This is a genomic window from Lactobacillus sp. M0393, assembly GCF_016102025.1.
Classification (GTDB): Bacteria; Bacillota; Bacilli; order Lactobacillales; family Lactobacillaceae; genus Lactobacillus; species Lactobacillus melliventris.
This window is the reverse complement of sequence record NZ_JACFPK010000010.1, coordinates 22,656-43,678: the sequence shown is the minus strand read 5'-3', so window position 1 is coordinate 43,678 and position 21,023 is coordinate 22,656. Positions and strand designations below refer to the sequence as shown.

Here is a 21,023-nt window from a genome sequence, read left to right as displayed (position 1 = left end):
AATGAAATCATATCAAAATCAAAAACGCCTTTCACTCATTTTTCGTTATCTATTATTAATTATCCTGGCCGTAGTTTGGATTTTACCAATTATCTGGATAATATTAGCCAGTTTTTCCTATAATGATACGGGATTTGTTTCAACTTTTTGGCCTGAAAAATTTACTTTTGACAACTACATTGGTATTTTTACTAATTCACAGTACCCACTAGTCAGCTGGATTATTAACACATTGATTGTTTCTATACTATCAATGATCATTTCTACTTTTTTAACGATTTCGGTTGCTTATGTTTTGTCACGGTTACGCTTTTCGTTTAGAAAGCCGTTCATGCAGATTGCACTAGTCTTGGGAATGTTTCCTGGATTTATGTCAATGATTGCTCTTTATTACATTTTAAAGGGCTTAAACATGTTAAACCTGGGCGGCCTGCTACTGGTATATGTCGGTGGCGCCGGACTAGGATTCTACGTTGCCAAAGGCTTCTTTGACACGGTACCATTTTCAATTGATGAAGCAGCTGAAATTGATGGGGCCACTAAATGGCAAATCTTCATGCACGTTGATTTGCCATTAGCTAAGCCTATGATAGTTTACACTGCTTTAACAGCCTTTATTGGTCCGTGGACTGACTTTATTTTCTCGGGAATTATTTTGTCAACCTCTGGCAATCCTAAAACATACACAATTGCGTACGGACTTTATAACATGGTGCACAACACTAAAGGCAATGCTACCGCGTACTTTGCGGAGTTTGTTGCTGGTTGTGTGATTATCGCTATTCCAATCACGATCTTATTCGTCTTCATGCAGAAGTTTTACGTCAACGGTATTACTGCTGGCGCAGAAAAGGGATAGGACTTAGTAAGAAAAATGCGGCTCACATGGGTCGCATTTTTTGTTTGGGTAATATTTTATGAAATCGTTAAGTGGTCGTTAACATTCAATTTGTAATAATAGTTAGGCAAGTTTGTTAATCCAACTATGCCATTCTTGGATATAAAAATTAGAGTCACGTGGATCCATTTTAGGAATATAGAAAGTTGAATAATTTATTTCTTTAGAATAATGAACTGCATTATTTGCACTGCCGAAAGCACTGAGTTCTGAAATTGCGGCAGTTTTAACGTTTCTTTGAGCAATGTTACTCAAATACTGCATTAGATACTGATTGTGAATCATTCCCCCATCAGTATGAATTTCATGGTTGACATGAGGGAATAACTTTTTGAACTCAGAAAGGATATCTACAATCTGATAAACTAAGGAATTTAGCGTGGCTTTTATAAGTTCATTTTTACCAGTTGAAGAGGTCATTCCTACAAACGCTGCTTTCATGTTAGGTTTCCAATATGGGGCACCTAATCCGGCAAATGCTGGGATGAGATAAGTGCGATCGTTAGGATTGGCACTAAGAGCTAAATTACTTGTTTCTTCTGGAGACTTGATTAAATTCAAATTATCTTTTAGCCAGGTAATGCAAGCTCCTGCGTAATTAATATTGCCTTCAAGTACGTACGAAAGCTTGCCATTAAGGGACCAAGCAATAGAAGTATTTAATTTATTATTGATATTGTCTGGTAGTTTTTGCCCGATGTTTAACATAACGGAGGAGCCTGTACCAAAAGTAACTTTAAAATCGCCGGGATTAAAACAGCCCTGAGCAAATAAAGCTGCTTGTGAATCACCTAAAACACTCATTATGGGAATTGGTTGGTCCAGCAAGCCAAATAAGTCTGTGTCACCAAAATAAGCATTTGAATCTACTATTTCAGGTAAATCATCCAATTCAATACCAAAAATTTCTCCTAATTCTTTATCCCAAGTTCCTGTATGGACATTCATTAATTGAGTGCGACACGCATTTGAGGGCTCGGTTTTAAAGCTCTTTCCGTTAGTTAATTGGTAAATTAACCAACTGTCCATAGTCCCTAGACATAGGTCATTGTTTTGGTGTGCTTGAATGACTCTAGGCTCATTTAAAAGCATCCAACCCCATTTTGCACCTGTAAAATAGGGTGAAAGGGCTAAGCCAGTTTTTGCTTTGACAGTGTTAACTAATTCAGGATATGAAATACGGTTTATCAATTTTTCTGTTCGATTATCTTGCCACACTATTGTAGGACAAAGAGGACTACCAGTCTTTTTTGACCAGGCAGCAGCTGATTCACGCTGATTAGTAATTGCTAGCCCTGCGAGTTGGTCGGGGCTTATTCTTTTTAGCACCATCTTGAAAAGCACACTGAGATTATTCTTAATTTCATTTAAATCGTGACTAATCCATCCCTGATCGTTAATTATTTGTTTATGCGGTAAATCTGCTTTCCAAACCAGCTTCATATGCTGATCAAAAAGAATTAATTTAGTCGCTTGGGTACTCTGATCAATAGTTAAAATATATTTTTCAGGCATATAATTACCGGCTTCTATTCTGACAAAAAATCTTTGACTGATTGCTTAATACCTGCAGTATCTATACCATAGTGGTGAAAGACTTCGTCTTGTGTTCCTTGAATAGCAGGCTTGTCTGGAAAGCCTAAAATTCTCAGTTTAGCATGACTATATTTAGCTGCCTCACACGCTACTGCCGCACCAATACCGTTGATAACATCGTGTTCTTCGACAGTAACCAGATAGTCAAAATTTTGTGCTAATTTAGCAATCATTTCAGTATCAAGCGGCTTAATAGAAGCAAGGTCAACTACTGCTGCATTAATATTATCATTAGCCAGTTTCTTAGCAGCCTGAAGGGCAAAGTATAAAGTCTCACCTGTGGAAATTAAGCACACGTCTTTACCAGAAAGGATTACTTTAGCTTTACCAGGAACGAACTCGAAATCTTGCTGATAAACGTTGTCAAGCTTGCGTTTACCAATACGAACATATGCTGGCTTATCGGAATTTAACAGGTATTTAAATAATGCCCGAATTTGGTATTTATCACATGGTTGATAAACTTCAAGGTCGGGAATTGCTCGGGTGATTGCTACATCATTAAGAGAATGGTGAGTGTTACCCAGCCAAGTGTATGAATTACCGCCTGAAATACCTATTAATTTGACATTATTACGATTAAATGCCACGTCAACTTTAACCTGTTCGATTGACCGCATTGCTAGAAAAGATGCCGGAGAAAAAACATAGGGATGTTTGCCTTCATGAGCCATTCCGGCGGCAACTGTTACCGCATTTTGCTCTGCTATTCCCATTTCTATAGTTCTGTCGGGATGAGTGTTAGTAAATGGCACTAAACCGGCTGAACCACGGGAATCACAAGTGATAACTATTAGATTAGGGTCTGTAATTGTTGCCTGATCTAATGTTTGAGCAATAACTGTATTCGCGGTTAATTTTTCATCTACCTTAGTCATTATTTAAAGCCTCCATTTGTGCGTCTAATTCTTTTAATCCTTGTTTGTATTCAGTTGCACTTGGAATCTTATGATGCCAATCTGCTCTGTTTTCAGCCATTGAAATACCTTTGCCTTTGACAGTATTAGCGATAATCAAACGTGGTTTATTGGTGTTATTTGGCTTGGTTAAAATATTAACCAAGTCACTTATGTTATTGCCGTTAACTTCTACGACATCCCAGTTAAATGCTAAATATTTATCATTTAATGGATTGGAACGCATTACAGAATCGGTAGTGCCTGAAATTTGTAAGTCATTATGATCAATAATAGCTACTAAGTTGTCTAAATTATAGTTTCCTGCAGCCATTGCTGCCTCCCAGACAGATCCTTCTGCTTGCTCTCCATCGCCCATTAAAACGTAAACATGTTTACTAGATTGGTTCATTTTAGCTGCAAGGGCGACTCCAACACCTAAACCTAATCCATGACCAAGAGAGCCTGTGTGGAACTCCATTCCTTTAACTTCAGTTGTAGGGTGACCAATATAAGGGCTGTTAAAGGTTGAGTATCTCTTTTCGAGATCATCACGTTCGATATAGCCTTTATCCGCTAGTATTTCATACCAGATTTCTACTGCGTGTCCTTTACTTTGAATGTATGTATCAATATTTTTTTCGCCAATATTTTCCGCATTTTGGTTCATTACTTCATAATATAAGGCGACTAAAATATCAGTACAGGATAAATCAGAACCGGTATGACCATTTTGGTGATTATAAATTAATTGCCATGTTCTTCTACGAAGTTCAACAGCTTTCTTTTTTAATTCAAGTTCATTCATAAAAACACCTCATTATTAAATAAATACTTGTAATTGCTTACAATAATAGGTTATCATGTTTATATCTAATTTAGTTGCATTGATTAGTTAGTTTAGTTTAAATTAGTAAAATGTGATGTTAAAGAGATGATTTTTTTGAATCTAAAAATGAGCGATATTGCTAAAATGGCAGGGGTCTCTAAAGCTGCTGTGTCTTTTGCGTTAAATGGCAAGCCAGGTGTGAGTGAAGAGACAAGGAAAAAGATTTTTAAAGTGATTAAGGATCATGGATATGAGCCATTACGTAAACATAAAAGAGGAGGAGTACGCAAATTAGCCAGTATTAGCTTGATAATCATTCGTGATAAAACTGGAATGATGAATCGTAGTTATGCTAGCTTACCCTTTTTTGATGCTTTGGTTTCTAAATTGACTCAAAATGTGGGTGGTTTTGGCGGTCAGGTTCAAATAGTACAACTAGATATAAATCATTTGCGCGATGACTTAAACAAAAATAAGGCCTTAATGCAATCAAAAGCTTCGATTGTTTTAGCAACTGATTTGAATAAAAACCAAATTGAATTACTAAATAGAAACCTAAAAAACGTGATTTTTATTGATAATTATTTTGAAAATGTAAATGCGGATTTTGTGTCAATAGACAATTTTCAAGGAGCTTATCAGGCTGGCAAGTATATTTTAGAAAAGGGCTATCGTAGAATAGGTTATGTAGCTTCCAACCACATTATTTCTAATTTTTTACAAAGAAGATCAGGATTTAGGAGAGCACTAAGAGAAGAAAAAATTGATATTCCACCTGAGTTTGTTTATAGTCTGAACCCTACCGAACTAATGGGTGATTTGCCTGAATTTTTGCGGTTGGATAAGAAATTTCCAGATGCATTATTTTGTGAAGACGATTATATGGCTTTGCGCCTATTAAAAGAACTTACACAAAGAGGGATAAAAATTCCCGAAGATATTGCAATCATGGGTTTCGATGATATTTTTGAAGATACAATGGTTACACCGGAATTAACTACGATACATGTTCCGATCACCCAGATAATCAGTCAAACAATTAATCAGTTGCAAAGTAAAGTTGCGGATCGAAAATGGTTACCCCAAAAATGCTTTATTTCAACTAGATTGGTTAAAAGAAAGTCATTATAAAAAATGTAGTTTAGTTTAATTAAGTAAATACAGTATTGAATAGTCTACTAGTTTAGTTTATATTTTGTTTTGTAAGCGAATACAAAATATAAATAAATTAGGAGGCTATTTTTGATGGTAAGTAAACAAGGCTTGCAAAAAATAAAAATTGGTTTTGTTCCAACACGAAGAAACATTTTTTCAGCAACTGCCGCCATTGAGTTTGCTGATAAAACGCGTAAAAAATTAGACGAGTTAAGCATCAACTATGTAGATATTAAGGATGTTAATGCAGATGGGCTTCTCTATGATGATGAGGGACTAGAAAAGGTTACGGCGAAATTTAAGAAAGCCAATATTGATGGTCTGTTTATTGCAAATGAAAATTTTGGTACTGAATATGAAGTTGCTCGTTTGGCAGCAAAATTTAATGTTCCTGTACTTCTGTGGGGGCCTAAGGATGAAGCTCCGGCGGCAGACGGTTCACGGCAGAGAGATACGCAGTGTGGCTTATTTGCAATTGGTAAAGTGTTAAGGCATTTCAATGTCCCATTCACTTACATCAGAAATAGTGATATTTCTGATCCGACTTTTAGTAAAGGTATAATTGACTTTATTAAGGTATGTAACGTAGTAAAGACGTTTAAAAATACCAGAATTTTACAGATCGGTCCTAGACCATTTGATTTTTGGTCAGTAATTGTAAATGAGGGCGAACTGTTGGAAAAGTTTGGCATTCAACTTTCACCTATTCCATTAGGAGAACTTACTTCCTATATGAATAATCTGATTGAAAATAATGATTCACGTATTTCTGAAACTAAGAAAACCTTTAAAAAATGGGCTGAAATTGAAATTAAAGAGGATGATTTTACTAAAGTTGCAGCTCTAAAACTGGCTATGCAGGATAAAATGAAGCAATATGGTTGCAACTGCGGGACTATTCAATGTTGGACTGAATTGCAGCGTGAAATAGGTATTTTGCCATACGCTTCTGAGGCGTTATTACAAACAGAAGGGATGCCAGTAACTTGTGAAACGGATATTAACGGTGCTATTTCGGAAGTTTTAGTAGAATCAGCAACTCTGGGGGACGAAAAAGCGTTATTTGCAGATGTTAATTGTCGCCATCCTGATAATGAAAATGGTGAATTATTACAACATTTGGGTACTTTTGCTTTTCAAACTGCCAAAAACCGTCCGGTTCTGCCACCTTCACACTTCGTCTTTGATTATCCTGGTTCAGCTGCTTTTGAGGTCAAAGATGGCACATATACTTTAGTAAGATTTGATGGCGATCACGGAAAATATTCACTGCTCTTAGGTAATGCCAAAACGTGTTCTGGCCCTTATGAACAGGGAACATATGCCTGGTTTGAATTTAAAGATCTTAACAGGTTTGAAGCCAAGTATGTTTATGGTCCATATATTCATCACATGGCCGGTGTGCGAGCAGATGTTGTACCGATACTTGCTGAAGCATGTAAATATATCAATGTTACGCCGGATTATTTTGATCCAATACAAGATAAAGTAGCAGCGTATTGGTATGGTGACTGCGACACTATTTTAGATAATTAATAAATTATTGGAGGAAATCATGTTAAAGGCAAAAGGTAAATATTTATTTAATGATGATAAACGATTTTTTTACTTAGCAGACACTTGCTGGGGTGCATTTAGCAGTATTGAAATGCCAGATTGGCGTTATTATCTTGATACTCGCAAATCAGAGGGTTTCAATGTCATTCAGATTAATACACTACGGCAGTGGGATTCAAGTGCACCATTACCAAATAGAGAACCTTTCGCAGTTACTGAGTATGATAATGGCAGTTATGAATATAATTTTACTGAAATAAATAAGCAGTATTTTAATAACGCTAAAAAAATGCTGCAAGAAATGAAAGAAAGGGAAATGACCCCAGCATTAGTTCTATTGTGGGGGAATTATGTTCAAGGAACATGGATGAGTAAATTTGTTAAAAATAATACGATGCCTTTTGACCAAATTGAGCCCTACGTGACCTATGTAGTTAAGCAGTTTAAACAATTCAATCCAATTTGGTTCATCAGCGGAGATGTTGGGTTTACAAATAATGGTAAGCAAGATCCGTCAATTGCAACTAAATATTATAGAGAAGTGCTAAAAGCAGCAAAAGCAGCAGACCCTGAAGGCCTATTTACATTTCATATTAATGGTGAAAGTCATGATTTACCGCAAGAATTTGTTAAGCAAATTGACTTTTATAGTTATCAATCAGGTCATGGTTACACGGGTCAGAATACTGCTTTTACAATTCCGCTTTCTTTACGTGGCTCTCAAGATTTTAATGGTCCAATTATAGACACTGAACTGTGTTATGAAGGGCTAACTAAAATGAATGCACCTACACCTGAAAGATATAGTGCTTTTGAGGTGCGAAAAGCAGCGTGGAGAGCTGTATTATCGGGTGCAGATGCAGGATTGGGTTATGGTACATTCGGCATTTGGCCCTGGAATGATACAGTTAGACCAGAACAGAAACTTGAGCCTAACTTTAATGTTCAGTTAGTACCATATGATTGGCGCGATTGTTTGAGGTTTCGTGGGGCAAAAGATATGGGCTTTCTGAAAAACTTCATTTTAAAGTATGCTCCAGAGGGATTGGAACCTCTTAAGCAAGGCATTAAGGATAATTCTTCAGTTAGGGCAGCGGAATCAAGTCATTATATTTTTATTTATCTGCCGATAGCAGGTATTGTTAATTTTTCTCAGTTAGGATTAAAAGTGGATCACTGTAAATTAATTGATTTGAAAGAACATACTGTAATGGATGGTAAAATCCAGAATAATACGTTAAAGTTGTTACCAATTACGGAAGATGGACTAGTTGTGATTAATAAAGATTAACTTAATTAGACTAAAATAAGAATCATATTTAAGTTATCTACTGAAATCGATTTCAAATATGCTATACTAAAATTGAAATAAATCATCGGATTGTTACATTAAGTTGGCAAGACCATATTGAACTATATTTTGGCTCTTTTGGTCTTGCTCTTTTTTTGAAAGGCGTGAATATCTTGATCGTAATTAAAAGAGTACTAAACAATAATGCTGTAGTTGCACAAGATAATCATGGTCAAACGATAGTAGCATTAGGCGCAGGTATTGCGTTTCAACGTAAGGCGGGACAGACTATACCTCCAGAAAAAATTGAGAAATGTTTTTATCCTAAAAATAAAGAAGTAACAAATTCAATTAGTGAAACTTTAGCTCAAATCGAACCACAATATATTGAATTATCTGATCATATTATTTCTGAAACTGCTGCCAGTTCTGGAAAACAAATGAGTGATGATATCTATATTTCATTACCTGACCATTTGCAATTTGCTGTAGAACGTATAAAAAGGGGAATCCCGATCCAAAATAAGCTGACTATTGAAACTATGCAAACGTATCCGGATGAATTTCAAATAGGCAAACGCGTTTTAAATTATTTGACGGAAAAAACTAAGTTAGTTTTTCCTGATGATGAAGCAACTAATATTGCTATGCACCTGATTACTGCAGAAGAAGGTGATTCTCTAGAAAATACGGAAGGTACAATCGAGTTAATCAACAGGTTCATAAAAATTATTGAACAAATGCTTAATAAAAGTATCAACCCTCAATCTGTATCTTATTATCGCTTGGTGACTCACTTAAAATTTTTTATTCAGAGAATAAGAAAGAATGAAGTACAAGAGTTACCCCTTGATAAAGATTTATATAACATGATTGTGCATAGTTACCATAAAGAATATATTATTGCACAGCGAATTGCGGGCATTATTTTATCAGACTATGATTACAAAACTTCGGAGGATGAAATAATGTTTTTGACAATACACATTCATAGAGTAAATTTAACGGAAAGTGATGTTAATGAACAGATATGAAGAAGTAGCTCAAGCTATTTTGAAAGCGGTTGGTGGCAAAAACAACATTGCAGAAGCTTTTCACTGTGTAGCTAGAATCAGACTTTTTTTAAAGGATCCAAGAAAAGTTGCTGATTCTAAGCTGCAACAAATTCCAGAAATATATGAGTTTAATTTTACTGAACAGCAACTGCAAATCTTAATAGGAAATGATGTTAACCAATACTATGAGGCATTAATGAAATACATTAATAGCAATAAAGATTATTCCAATGCAAAGAAAGGAAAAATAAAAATGTCGCGTTCAATCGAAAGGGATAAAAAACTGGCTGACCAAATTGTTGAACTGGTTGGCGGTAAAAGTAACATCAGTAGTTTAATCCACTGTGTTACTCGTTTGCGTTTTAAATTAAAGGATGAAAATAAAGCAAATGATGAGGCCATTAAAGAATTAAAGGGTGTAATGGGAGTAGCACATGCAGGTGGTCAATATCAAGTTATCATTGGTAATAATGTTGCAGATATTTATGATCAAATCATACCTTTATTAGATACAAATATTAAAGAGAAAACTTCTGATAATGAAGAGGGTAATACTAATATTTTTAACCGGTTTATTAAACTGCTAACCAGAATATTTACACCTTTTTTGGGAACTTTAGCTGCCGCAGGTGTATTAAAAGGCTTTTTGGTTTTACTAACTGTACTACATGTTCTTAGTGCAAAAAGTGGTACATATCTGATTTTAAATGCTGCAGGAGATGCTCTATTTTACTTTTTACCAATAATGGTTGGCTTTTCTACTGCAAGGGCGTTTAAGATAAATGAATTTGTTGGAGCTGTGATTGGTGGGGCCCTATGTTATCCGGCTTTAGTGGCAGCTTATCAGGCAAAGCAAAGTATTGATTTCTTGGGCATACCCGTAGTTTTGATGAGTTATCCGCAGACATTAATACCGGCAATTGTAGCGGTCTGGCTTGCTTCTATTTTATATAAATTTTTGAATAAATACTTGCCAGCTTCTCTTAGACTGATTTTTACACCTTTGATAACAATAGCTATTTCCGTACCGCTTACTTATTTAGTAGTTGGACCGATTACGTCCTGGCTTAGTCAAGGCTTGGCCAGCATTGTGCTTTGGATCTATGCTCGTGCAAGTGTACTTGCTGGATTTGTTTTAGCAGGAATTTGGCAAGCAGTGGTATTAATGGGATTACACTGGGCGTTTATTCCGATTTTTTTAAACAATATCGCTACTAAGGGATTTGATCCAATTAATGCCATGCTTTATTGCACAGTTTTTGGCCAAACCGGTGCAGCACTGGCCATGGTTATTAAAGCTAAAGATGTTAAATTTAAAGAAGTTGGTTGGCCGGCTATTATTTCTGGCTTCTTAGGGATTACTGAACCAATCATTTATGGTGTTACTTTACCACATAAAAAATCATTTATTTTTGGTTCTATTGGTTCTGCCTTTGGGGGGGCAATAGCGGCTATTGCAAATGCAAAAATGTTTGGTGGTTTTGCCTCAGGTGGTATCTTTGGTATTCCAATGTTCATTGATCAAAAAGCTGGAATTAATTTTAGTTTTATAGGCTTTTGCCTATCACTTGTTGCAGCATTTGTCATTGCATTTATTATTACTTTTATTTGGGGCGATAAGGTAACCTCGGGTGATGATAACAAAAAGCAGGTTCAGTTGGCGGAAGTGAAGGATGAAAGTATTAATGCTCCTGTTTCTGGAACTGTCGTTGAACTAAATCAAGTCAAAGATGATGTTTTTTCGGCTGGAACAATTGGCAAAGGCATAGCAATTATGCCAGATAATGATGAAGTACGTGCTCCGTTTGCTGGTAAAATTGTTTCGGTTTTCCCAACTAAACATGCTATTGGTTTAAAATCAGAAAATGGTGTAGAGTTACTTATTCATTTGGGAATAGATACTGTTAATCTTTCTGGAAAGTATTTTTCTTCAAAAGTTGCGGACGGTCAAAAAGTTGAAAAAGGTGATTTACTAGAAACTTTTGATCGGGCTAAAATACAAAAAGCAGGATATGATACAGTAGTTCCTGTTATAGTTACAAATAGTGTGGATTTTGATGAAATATTAATTGAAAAGAAATCTGGAACTCACGTTGGATTCACAGATCAATTGTTGATGGCCGCAGTTGACCAAGAAAAGAGGGCAGTCAGAGCTGTCCCTGCTTAGTATTGAATAGAGCTAGACAATGAAGTTTTAAAAAAGATAATGAGAATAATCCAGATTAGTAAAAATATCAAATTATAAGATATATTTAGTAAGTATTAGAAAAATGCGGCTCACATGGGTCGCATTTTTTATTTGGGTAAAAAATCTTTTTAGGTTTAGAATGAAAGAAAAGGGGGGCTATGCTTATGGAAAATATCAAAATTATTCAAGGTGACATTACTAAATTAACTACAGATGCAATTGTTAATGCCGCAAACAAGTCTTTATTAGGTGGTTTGGGCGTTGATGGTGCAATACACCAGGCAGCTGGACCGCAGCTGCTGGCCGAGTGCAGACAGCTTCATGGCTGTGAAACAGGCCAGGCTAAGATTACCAAGGGGTACAAGTTACCTGCTAAATTTGTCATTCATACTGTGGGGCCAATTTATTCAGGCTCTAAACAAGATAATGAGTTATTAAAGGACTGTTATATAAACTCATTAGATTTAGCTAAAGATCATAATTTGCATAGTATTGCTTTTCCGGCAATTTCTACTGGGGCTTACGGTTTTCCTGCTGCACCAGCTGCCCATATTGCTTTTGCAGCCGTGCGGAATTGGCTTACGGAATATTCCGACTATCAAATGGAAGTTATTATGTGTGCCTTTGATGTCAAAACAGCAGAGTTATACCGAACAGAAGTTAAAAAATAGGCTTGAGGAAAGATTAAGAAGGTTATTTTCAATTGTTTTTCAAAAATTAATCTTACTAATGTCGAGTTATCCCTTTATCTTTTTTATTAAATTATAATTAACTTGTCTATAAAATAATAACCAAGCCAGTAACATGACTTGGTTTTTATATAAAAATAGTTCTGAAAGTTGACTAACTATAAAGGTTAATTAGTTTGCGGGGCTTCGACTACTGGTAGAGTGTTGCCAATTTCGTAGTTGTGAGGCAGGACAAGCTAAAATTAATGCTAGATAAGCTTGAGCAAAAATGAAAAAAGTAATATTATTAATTAAAAATATTAATAAAAAATAAAAATTAGGAGGAATATGCCTTTATTCAAATATTTTAAAAGAGCTAAGTGGCAATTTAGTATAGTAATTGCCTTAACTGTTATTAATTCCGGCTTTTCAACACTTGCAGGAATTGCCAGTGCAAATGCCCTAACTCAGGTCACCAAACTGCATGCCCAACTGTTTTTTATTTGGGTCACAATTATGGCTGCTGCCTATGTCATGTACGCGATCTTTACCTACTTAATTTCAATCAATCAAACAAAATTGAAGCAGCAAATTGACCTGCTGATTCGGCAGGATGTGGCACAAAAGTTGTCACAATCGGATTATCAGTCTTTTCATCAGCAAACAACTGCAACTTACGCGTCATGGCTAACGAATGATATTAACACGATTAATGACTTTGGCGTAGACGACTTGATGATGATTGTGCAGCAAATTAGCGAAATCTTGCTGGGAGCAGTCACTTTAGCATATTTTCAGGTCAGCTTACTTGTCACTGTTGTTATCTTAACTACAATTATGGCAGTAGTGCCTAACTTGTTTTCAAAATGGTTATCTAAACGTTCGCTTGAATTCTCCCATGCGCAAGAACGGCTAGTTAATAAAATTAATGATGTCCTGAATGGCTTCAATACCTTATTTTTAGCAAATTTACCCCAGGTAATTGTTAAAAGAATTAATCAGGGATCTGAAGATGTAAAGAAAAATGCTGTTGATTACGTTAAGGCAGCTGGGTTCACTCAATCATTTACCAATTGTATTGCCTATTTAAGCCAAGTAATTGTTTTAGCCCAGAGTGGCTATTTGATTTTACGGCATCTTACGCCAGTGGGAACTATTAGTGGTGCGCAATATTTTGCCGGTACAATTTTTGCCGAATTAAGCGGTATTAGCTTTAACTGGCAAGAATTTAGATCACTTAAACCAATTATGGATAAGCTGGCAAATATTAAAACGGCCACGCAGCCTGATCAAAAAACTGAAATTGCTGCCAGTCAAATTCAAATTAAGGGTCTTTCATATACATATCAGGGGAAGAACCAACCAATTTTAGACAATCTAAATTTAACTATTGAAGAAGGGAAAAAGTACCTCTTGCTCGGTGATTCTGCTGCAGGCAAATCAACACTGCTTAATATTATTAGTGGTCTGCTAAAAAATTATACTGGTACGCTTAAATTGGGTGACATAGACTATGCTAAAATAACTGACACCCAGTTGCATCGAGTAATTTCTTATGTCGAACAAACACCCTATATTTTTGCGGCTAGTTTAAAATGGAATATAACTTTGGGGCAAAAGGTTACTCCTGCAAAACTAAACCAGGTCATTACAGCATGCGGCATTGATAAAATAATTGCACATCTTCCTGCTGGCGTCAACACGATACTGGCAAATCAGGGGACTAATTTATCTGGTGGGCAAAAGCAGAGAATTGCACTTGCACGGGCACTTTTACGTGATACACCAGTGTATCTTTTTGATGAGGCGACTTCATCATTAGATAAGGCGGCCAGCATTTCCTTAGAAAAGTTGATTTTGACTCAGAAAAATAAAACCGTTGTTTTAGTAACACATCATCTACAAAAAGAAACAGCTGACTTATTTGACGGAAATATTATTTTAGATAAATAGGCTGTGAAACTGAATTCAAAGCCCTATTTGTGGTAAAACAACGGCAAAGTTTCACCAGTGATAGCTTTTTAATTGCTAAATCTTATTTCGGTAATTTAGTCATAATAATACCCCCAAATTTAGGTGAAGTGCAACTAAAAAGTTAGACATTTTATTATTAAGCAAGACCTAACGCACGATTCCGATATTTAATCGGAGTCGTGTATTTTAGTTTGTTTGATCTTCTGATATGGTTGAACCAGTAAACGTAATCGCGCAGTACTGCCTGCATTTCTGCTAGTGAACTGATCTTAATGCGGTTGAGCTTCTCCCGTTTCATTAGGTTGAAGATGGTTTCGCCCGGTGCATTATCGTGGCAGTTGCCCTTGCGCGACATGCTTTGCTTAATCTTCATTTGCCTTAATTTAGCTTGATAGCCGCTGTGGCGGTATTGAAAGCCCTGGTCTGAATGCAAAATAGGCTGGGCTGTTTCAGGCAGTTTTTGCTTGAGCTCTGCCAGCATGTCATAAACCAGCCTCATGTTAGGCGAATAGCTGACTTGACAAGCCAGTATTTCCAGTGAGGCCTCATCAATGACCGGTGAAATATAAACCTTTTTGCCTGAAGTCAGCTTGTATTCGGTAATATCCGTGTGTAAGACGTGGTAGGGTCTGGTTTCATTAAACCGCTGCTTTAAAATGTTTTCCTTGATTACGCCTGCAGTGCGCCTGCTGTAGACTCTGGTCTTTAGTCCCAGCTGCCGCATCAGCTTGCGCACGGTATTGGGCGCATAGCTAAAGCCTTGATCTAAGAGTGCACCATGCATACGTCGATAACCGTAAGTCTCATCACTTTCTTGGTAGAAGATAGACTTGATTACGCCTTTAACAGCAGCGTATTTATCTAATCGGTTCAATCGGTGACTGCGGTTGTCGTAATAAGTTTTGCGGTTAAGGTGTAGCTTGGCAAGCAAAAGCTTTAACGGCACCTCAGGTCGCTCAGCCCGAATCTCCACGGCTATTCTGGTTTTTTGCCGGTTGGTGAGCGTGGATATCGGGCAGCCACTTTTTTTAGGATTAAGTTATCCAATTCTAAGTCGGCTTTTTGTGCCTCTAGCTCAGCGACCTGACGACGCAATTGTTCTACTTCGGTTAGCTTCTTAGTGGGTTTAAGCTTCTTCTGACGCTTCTTTTTAGTCATGGTTGGTGGTCGTCTCCCCTTGGATTTTGGGAGCAGCCCAGAGTAGCCTGCAGCCTGATAAGCCGCCAGCCATTGTCTTACTACTGACCGCGAAAGATTAAAAACTGCGGCTACCCTGAGTACTCCCATGTGATGTTCATGATAGAAGCGTACCACATTTAGCTTGAATTCAGGCAAATAAGTTTGTCGGGTGTGAGTAACCTTTAAAGCGGCTAAGCCATGTTTACGGGCACGTTCTGCCCAGGCCCTAATCTCGGTATGATCAATGCCGTATTCGCGTTCTAGTTTAGCTAAAGAGTTTTGGTGGGATAAGTATTTACTGCAAATTTCCATTTTCAAAGCAGTTGAATATTTAGTCATGAAAAAAGTGCTCCTAATAGTCAGATTAATGTCTAACTATTATGGAGCACTTCAAGGACAAATTTGGGGGTATTTTCACAAAAATAAAGCTTTTATTTTACAATCAGGGCAAAGGCCTCATATGGCCTTAAGTTAATGCTATTAAGTGATTGCGGTGCATTATAGTTACTAATTAAAACCTGGTCAATTTTATCTGGTGCAGAAAACTGTTCAGTACTACCAGTCAAATTGGCAACGACTAACCAGCGCTTACCAGCAAGTTCACGATAATATGCCAAGACATTAGGACTCGCAGGAACAGGAGTAAAGCTGCCATTAGTGATAATTTCGTTTTCATGACGTAATTTAATGAGTTTTTGATAGGTATAAAAAATTGATTGTGGGTCCGCCAAAGCAGCTTGAACGTTAATATCGTGATAATTAGGATTAAGTGCCAGCCAAGGCTTACCAGTAGTAAAGCCAGCAGACTTAGCCGCAGACCATTGCATCGGTCTGCGCGCATTGTCGCGTCCTTTAGCATTGATTGACCTGATCAGTTCTTCTTTGGTATAACCTTGCTTGATTCGCTCATTATACATATTGATACTCTCGAGGTCTTCAATTTCTGAAATATCCTTGACCGGACAGTTAGTCATACCAATTTCTTCACCATTATAAATATACGGAGTACCACGCATTAAATGTAAGGCAATGGCAAACATTTTGGCAGACTGTACGCGGTATTTGCCGTCATCACCCCAACGTGAAATGACACGGGGAATGTCATGGTTTTCCCAAAATAAACTATTCCAACCGTGGTTATAATCTATTTGCGTCTGCCATTTAAGCAAAACTTCCTTAAGATCACTGGCTTTAAACGGCTTGAGATCCCATTTTGGTTTTCCCGGTTGCTTATCAATATTCTGATCTTCAAACTGAAAAATCATTGAGAGTTCATGTCGAGCGGGATCTGAATATTTACGGGCGCTGTCAAGGTCGGCACTCCAGGTCTCACCAACAGTGACTACATCCCGGTTAGCCAAAACAGCTTGGTTCATTTCCTGAAGATAATGATGAAGCTGTGGACCATTTTCGCGAATTTTGCGATCAGGCTCTTTGCCAATCAGTTCGATTACGTCCATTCGGAAGCCGCCAATGCCTTTATCAAGCCAGAAGTTCATCATGTCGTATATTTTGTGCCGTAATTGCGGATTTTGCCAATTCAAATCTGGTTGTTGCGGGGCAAAAAAGTGCAAGTAATACTGGCCCGTTTGATCATCGAATTGCCAAGCAGAACCTGAAAAGTCAGATTTTAAATCATTAGGTTCATGACCGGCAACAGGATCACGCCAGATATAAAAATCGCGGTAAGGATTATCTTTACTTTTGCGAGCTTCAATAAACCACTGGTGTTGATCAGAGGTATGATTAACAACTAAGTCCATGATGATCCGAATGCCGCGTTTTTTAGCCTCACTAATCAACTTATCCATGTCTTGCATAGTGCCATATTGCGGATCAATTGCTTCATAATCAGCAATATCATAACCATTATCGATGCCGGGAGATTTGTAAATTGGCGAAAGCCAAATTGCATCGATCCCCAATTTTTGCAAATAATCCAAGTGACTAATAATGCCGGGTAGGTCTCCGATACCATCACCATTGCTATCTTGGAAGGACTTGGGATAAATTTGATAAATTACTGCATTTTTCCACCAAGGTGTCATATTAATTCTCCTTTGCAATCGCTAACATTATCAGTTAATTATAACACTGCAAAATAATGAGAATTAATGTTACCGGTATCTGATTAAAGTCCTAACTCTGAGCGTAATTGCATTGCTTCTTCGTCATTGCCCAGTTGCAATAAAGCATCTTTTAAGCATAACATGGGCTTGCCGTCACGATCTGGCGTAGTTTGTGCATGAGCCAAAGAACTGAGAATGGCTTCGTTAACTATATCAACTGTAATCCTAAAGTAGCGGTCAATTTTGTCATCAGTAATTGCCTGAATTGTGCTTAATTCCTGGTCAGGAAAATGACTTACGCGGTTAGCAGTAGAAAAGGCCAGGGTAACCTCACCGCTGCCATTACCACTAAATGAGCCAGTGCGTGTAATGCCAATACCAGAACGCTTGGCAATGCGTTTTAATTGTCTCGAGTTAAACGGAATATCGGTAGCAATTATTGTGATAATGCTGCCTTTTTCCTTACTGTCCGTATTATCCACAAACTTTTTACCAATAGCATGGCCGTAAATATTGAGATCGGTACTAAGACCAAAATTGGACATGACTAGCGCGCCCATTGTAAAGGTCTTACCGTCAATCTCGACTTGCCTTGATGCAGAGCCAATACCACCTTTGAGTTCATAGCAGCGCATACCTGTACCGCCACCAACGCCGCCTTCAGCGAAATCAGTTGCGGCCGCGGCAAAAGCATCGTTAACATCGTCTTCGGTGACACCCAAATCGCGGATATGATTAATTGAGCTGTCATTGCATTCCATAATGATCGGATTGACACTACCAGTTGAAAGGCCAATTTCAGGGTTTTCGGCCAGCATTCTTTTGACCAAAGCCATCGAAGCAGTGCCAACGCTGAGAGTATTGGTTAACACTAGAGGCGTTTCGATTGTACCCAGTTCATTAATTTGAATTAAACCTGTACTTTTGCCAAAGCCGTTAATCACATGTGTAGCGGCCGGCATTTTTTCCCGAAAAATATTATCTGGGCAAGGGTTGATTACAGTGACACCGGTTCTGAGTCTATCAGTGACAACTGTCTTGTGACCAACTGTCACTCCCGCAACATCTGTAATTAAGTTTTTTGGTCCAGGCTTAGTATCGCTAAGCGCAAATAAAAGTGGTTTGTTAAGTCCCATTTTTACTCCTTTTGTTTTTTAAAAATTTTCTTCTCTTATTAAAACGGTTTGCCAATTTTAATGCAAGACAAAATGGTTCTACAAAGACAATCTGATGCAAGGCTAGGTAGTCAACAAGCGCACAGCTTTTGGCTGCGCCAATTTATGCAATCTGCTAATCAGGATTAGATTGGCAGAAAACAAGGCAAAGGAAAAAGAACCAAACAGTTTATTAACGGTTTGATTCTTTTCGTTTAATTTTTATCAACTGGTTTTGACAGAGAGCTAGAACTTTTTTATTTAATTATTTTTAAATTGCTAAAAATTAGCTTTTTTAATATAACGATTCTTACCAACAATATAGTATAACTTATGATTAATTTTAATAGCTCCACCATATGTTGTTAGCGTATATTTCTTTTTCAATACCTTGCGGCCCAAACGTTTAGCTTTTTTAGTGTAGATGTAAGCATTATGCTTTAATTTACGGTTAACTCCAGTTATATTAACTGCTTTGACAAAGTCATTATTGCCCAAATCATAGTATTTTTTGCCTTGAATTAGCTTAGTGCCATATGTTTTGACCGTTTCGCCAGCAAAGTATTCTCTCGTTTTACGGATACCACTATCATCATAAACATATGAATTATGGAAAACTGTTCTTATAATATGACTTAAACCGGTATCATTTTTAGTGTAAATATAATTAACGTCTTGACTCTGGTCACTGTAAAAGCCAGTAGCATTATCAGGCCTGGTCTTTAGCGTATAGCCTGCAATTTCTACAGGAGAGGTAATGTAGCCATCGCCGGCATTGCCTTGTAATACCATATCAGGTGCCAATTTATTGCCTCTTTCATCTTGATAATGAACAATTATATTTGCAGCTTTGACTGGGGTTGAAGCGGCTGGAATAGAAGAGACGGATACGGGAACAGCGGAATAAATAAACTTGACACTTTGCGGTTGATCAGTGAAAAAGCCAGTGGCGTTAGAGGGAATTTCCTTGATAACGTATCCTGGAATTATTTTAGGTGTCAGTTTATAGCTGTTACCGATTTTGCCATTTAAAGTTGTTTCATCCGCAATAGATTTGCCGTCAATATCTAAATAAAAAGCCTTAATAGGTGCACCCAGACGGATATACGTGTCACCAATTCCTTGGGCAGCTAAAACATTAGAAGATAATTTCTGGTTTGCTTGTGGTGCGTCTTCAGTGCCATTGCCAACATTAACCCACGTACCTGGAGTATCAAGATATGACTCGTTAATATGAGTACTTTTACCTAGTTTAAGGGTGTTTAATTTAGCAAGTCCCTGTAACATATAACCCTTGTCAATACCGGGATCTATGACGAAACTGCTGAGATCAAGTTCTTTTAAATTACTACAACCATTAAACATTCCAATCATATCGTTTACTTTAGAAGTATCAAAGGATGATAAGTCTAACTTGGTTAAGCTGGAACAATCTTCAAAAACCCTTATCATATTGGTAACATTACTAGTATTAAATTTGCTAAGGTCTAGAGCAGTTAAACTGGAGCACCCACTAAACATGAATTTCATACTGTTTACATTAGCTATTGTGAATTTAGGTGAAAACTTAATGCTCTGCAAATTTTCACAACCTTGAAACATGCCTTCTACATATTGTGTATTGGTGGTATCAAAGCCGGACAAATCCAGGTCAGTCAATTTACCGCAATCTTCAAACATATAAAGCATATTAGTAACTTTGGGAGTCTGTAAATTACCAATGCCGTCTATGCTGGTTAAATTTTCACAATTTGCAAACATGTACCTCATGTCAATGGCATCAGATGTATCAAGATTTTTTAGACCGGTAATTTTAGTTAAATTAGGTAAGCCCCTGAACATTTCTGCAGCCGAATTAACTTTTAATTGACCAGTAAACTTGACTTCCTGAATATCATCTTTGTTAATGCCATTAATATAGGCCATAGATCCGGGTTGAGTAACACTGCCGCCGGGAACAGTAACTACGTGGTTGCTATAAGTGACGTCGAGGTTTCCCCACTTAAAAGTATCAAGACTTGGATTAGGGGTTAAATCTTGAGATTGAGGTGCCTCTGGAGTGTTAACTTTTGGTTGATCGTTTGTGGAAGATTTAGGGGAAGCAACTGTATTGTTAACATAATTTTTACCAGCAACAGTTTGCGTGGCAGAGGTTATAGGCACTGTCTCATCGGCTTTAACTGTTTTAGGGGTTATAACTAATAAGCTTAAGGTGGCAGCAGCAATGCTAAAGTACACTAATGAAGTTTCTGCTTGCTTAGAATTCTTTTTCTTCCTCATGTTACTATTCCTTCTTCAACAATAAAATAAATGTATACATGATTAATATTTAGCTTATACTTTATTACAGGTATTATACATCCTTTTAGTTTATTAACATAATTTATACACTTTTATTTGAAAAGAACAAATAGTTAATTTGATTAATAAATTGCCAAGCTGGCTTGCTTACACACTACGAGTTATTATGCCAAGCAAAAAGAAACCCGATTAGCAGCGACACCTACTAATTGG

Annotated in this window: 15 protein-coding genes; 8 read left to right on the top strand and 7 right to left on the bottom strand. The window is 37.1% G+C overall.

The annotated features are described in order from the left end of the window. The first annotated feature begins 1 nt into the window (after position 1). Positions 2-859: a sugar ABC transporter permease gene (locus H3R29_RS08635; RefSeq protein ID WP_046325641.1), complete on the top strand. Its 858-nt coding sequence runs from the start codon at positions 2-4 to the stop codon at positions 857-859. A gap of 102 nt (positions 860-961) precedes the next feature. Here H3R29_RS08635 and H3R29_RS08630 read toward each other — a convergent pair whose 3' ends face one another. The 3 genes from H3R29_RS08630 to H3R29_RS08620 are packed head-to-tail and all read right to left on the bottom strand — an operon-like array spanning position 962 to position 4,198. Further along, the gene (locus H3R29_RS08630; protein ID WP_198203044.1) at positions 962-2,413 is read right to left on the bottom strand and encodes a glycerol kinase; all 1,452 of its coding nucleotides are present in this window, start codon (positions 2,411-2,413) and stop codon (positions 962-964) included. 14 nt (positions 2,414-2,427) lie between these two features. Continuing rightward, positions 2,428-3,372: a transketolase family protein gene (locus tag H3R29_RS08625; RefSeq protein WP_198203045.1), complete on the bottom strand. Its 945-nt coding sequence runs from the start codon at positions 3,370-3,372 to the stop codon at positions 2,428-2,430. Continuing rightward, positions 3,365-4,198: a transketolase gene (locus H3R29_RS08620; protein ID WP_198203046.1), complete on the bottom strand. Its 834-nt coding sequence runs from the start codon at positions 4,196-4,198 to the stop codon at positions 3,365-3,367. Before H3R29_RS08620 ends, H3R29_RS08625 begins: the two co-directional genes overlap by 8 nt. 135 nt (positions 4,199-4,333) lie before the next feature. Here H3R29_RS08620 and H3R29_RS08615 point away from each other — a divergent pair, with 135 nt between their 5' ends. The 7 genes from H3R29_RS08615 (at position 4,334) to H3R29_RS08585 (ending at position 14,086) form a co-directional block, all read left to right on the top strand. Beyond that, a complete protein-coding gene (locus tag H3R29_RS08615) occupies positions 4,334-5,350 on the top strand; it encodes a LacI family DNA-binding transcriptional regulator (protein WP_198203047.1) in 1,017 nt (338 codons plus the stop codon). Positions 5,351-5,464: 114 nt separating this feature from the next. Then, positions 5,465-6,910, top strand: a complete 1,446-nt coding sequence (locus tag H3R29_RS08610) for an L-fucose/L-arabinose isomerase family protein (RefSeq protein WP_198203048.1) — start codon at positions 5,465-5,467, stop codon at positions 6,908-6,910. Between the two features lie 19 nt (positions 6,911-6,929). After that, positions 6,930-8,222, top strand: a complete 1,293-nt coding sequence (locus H3R29_RS08605) for a DUF4038 domain-containing protein (RefSeq protein ID WP_198203049.1) — start codon at positions 6,930-6,932, stop codon at positions 8,220-8,222. A 164-nt stretch (positions 8,223-8,386) separates the two neighbouring features. Further along, positions 8,387-9,256, top strand: a complete 870-nt coding sequence (locus H3R29_RS08600; protein WP_370567397.1) for a PRD domain-containing protein — start codon at positions 8,387-8,389, stop codon at positions 9,254-9,256. Next, positions 9,243-11,444, top strand: a complete 2,202-nt coding sequence (locus tag H3R29_RS08595) for a beta-glucoside-specific PTS transporter subunit IIABC (protein WP_198203051.1) — start codon at positions 9,243-9,245, stop codon at positions 11,442-11,444. The genes H3R29_RS08600 and H3R29_RS08595 overlap by 14 nt, the downstream gene beginning before the upstream one ends. 185 nt (positions 11,445-11,629) lie before the next feature. Then, positions 11,630-12,136, top strand: coding sequence for an O-acetyl-ADP-ribose deacetylase (locus H3R29_RS08590; RefSeq protein ID WP_198203052.1), 507 nt, complete (start codon positions 11,630-11,632; stop codon positions 12,134-12,136). 345 nt (positions 12,137-12,481) lie between these two features. Then, positions 12,482-14,086: an ABC transporter ATP-binding protein gene (locus tag H3R29_RS08585; RefSeq protein ID WP_198203053.1), complete on the top strand. Its 1,605-nt coding sequence runs from the start codon at positions 12,482-12,484 to the stop codon at positions 14,084-14,086. A gap of 157 nt (positions 14,087-14,243) precedes the next feature. On the opposite strand, the gene H3R29_RS08580 is transcribed toward H3R29_RS08585, so the two are convergent. The 4 genes from H3R29_RS08580 to H3R29_RS08565 form a co-directional block, all read right to left on the bottom strand. Continuing rightward, positions 14,244-15,625, bottom strand: a protein-coding gene (locus H3R29_RS08580; protein ID WP_370567398.1) for an IS3 family transposase whose coding sequence is annotated in 2 segments (ribosomal slippage) — positions 14,244-15,139 and positions 15,139-15,625 — 1,383 coding nt in all. Because the reading frame shifts where the segments join, the coding sequence is not laid out codon by codon here. 92 nt (positions 15,626-15,717) lie between these two features. After that, positions 15,718-17,334 (bottom strand): alpha-glucosidase, encoded by a 1,617-nt coding sequence (locus H3R29_RS08575; RefSeq protein ID WP_198203054.1) that lies wholly within the window; start codon positions 17,332-17,334, stop codon positions 15,718-15,720. Between the two features lie 83 nt (positions 17,335-17,417). Beyond that, complete coding sequence (locus H3R29_RS08570) at positions 17,418-18,491, bottom strand: P1 family peptidase (RefSeq protein ID WP_198203055.1); 1,074 nt, start codon at positions 18,489-18,491, stop codon at positions 17,418-17,420. A gap of 297 nt (positions 18,492-18,788) precedes the next feature. Further along, a complete protein-coding gene (locus H3R29_RS08565; protein WP_198203056.1) occupies positions 18,789-20,789 on the bottom strand; it encodes a MucBP domain-containing protein in 2,001 nt (666 codons plus the stop codon). Positions 20,790-21,023 lie beyond the last annotated feature (234 nt).

Excerpts from the sequence above, each read along its gene's own strand:
- H3R29_RS08635 (WP_046325641.1), top strand. The coding sequence starts at position 2 with ATGAAATCATATCAAAATCAAAAACGCCTTTCACTCATTTTTCGTTAT.
- H3R29_RS08630 (WP_198203044.1), bottom strand. The coding sequence starts at position 2,413 with ATGCCTGAAAAATATATTTTAACTATTGATCAGAGTACCCAAGCGACT.
- H3R29_RS08625 (WP_198203045.1), bottom strand. The coding sequence starts at position 3,372 with ATGACTAAGGTAGATGAAAAATTAACCGCGAATACAGTTATTGCTCAA.
- H3R29_RS08620 (WP_198203046.1), bottom strand. The coding sequence starts at position 4,198 with ATGAATGAACTTGAATTAAAAAAGAAAGCTGTTGAACTTCGTAGAAGA.
- H3R29_RS08610 (WP_198203048.1), top strand. The coding sequence starts at position 5,465 with ATGGTAAGTAAACAAGGCTTGCAAAAAATAAAAATTGGTTTTGTTCCA.
- H3R29_RS08605 (WP_198203049.1), top strand. The coding sequence starts at position 6,930 with ATGTTAAAGGCAAAAGGTAAATATTTATTTAATGATGATAAACGATTT.
- H3R29_RS08595 (WP_198203051.1), top strand. The coding sequence starts at position 9,243 with ATGAACAGATATGAAGAAGTAGCTCAAGCTATTTTGAAAGCGGTTGGT.
- H3R29_RS08590 (WP_198203052.1), top strand. The coding sequence starts at position 11,630 with ATGGAAAATATCAAAATTATTCAAGGTGACATTACTAAATTAACTACA.
- H3R29_RS08585 (WP_198203053.1), top strand. The coding sequence starts at position 12,482 with ATGCCTTTATTCAAATATTTTAAAAGAGCTAAGTGGCAATTTAGTATA.
- H3R29_RS08575 (WP_198203054.1), bottom strand. The coding sequence starts at position 17,334 with ATGACACCTTGGTGGAAAAATGCAGTAATTTATCAAATTTATCCCAAG.
- H3R29_RS08570 (WP_198203055.1), bottom strand. The coding sequence starts at position 18,491 with ATGGGACTTAACAAACCACTTTTATTTGCGCTTAGCGATACTAAGCCT.
- H3R29_RS08565 (WP_198203056.1), bottom strand. The coding sequence starts at position 20,789 with ATGAGGAAGAAAAAGAATTCTAAGCAAGCAGAAACTTCATTAGTGTAC.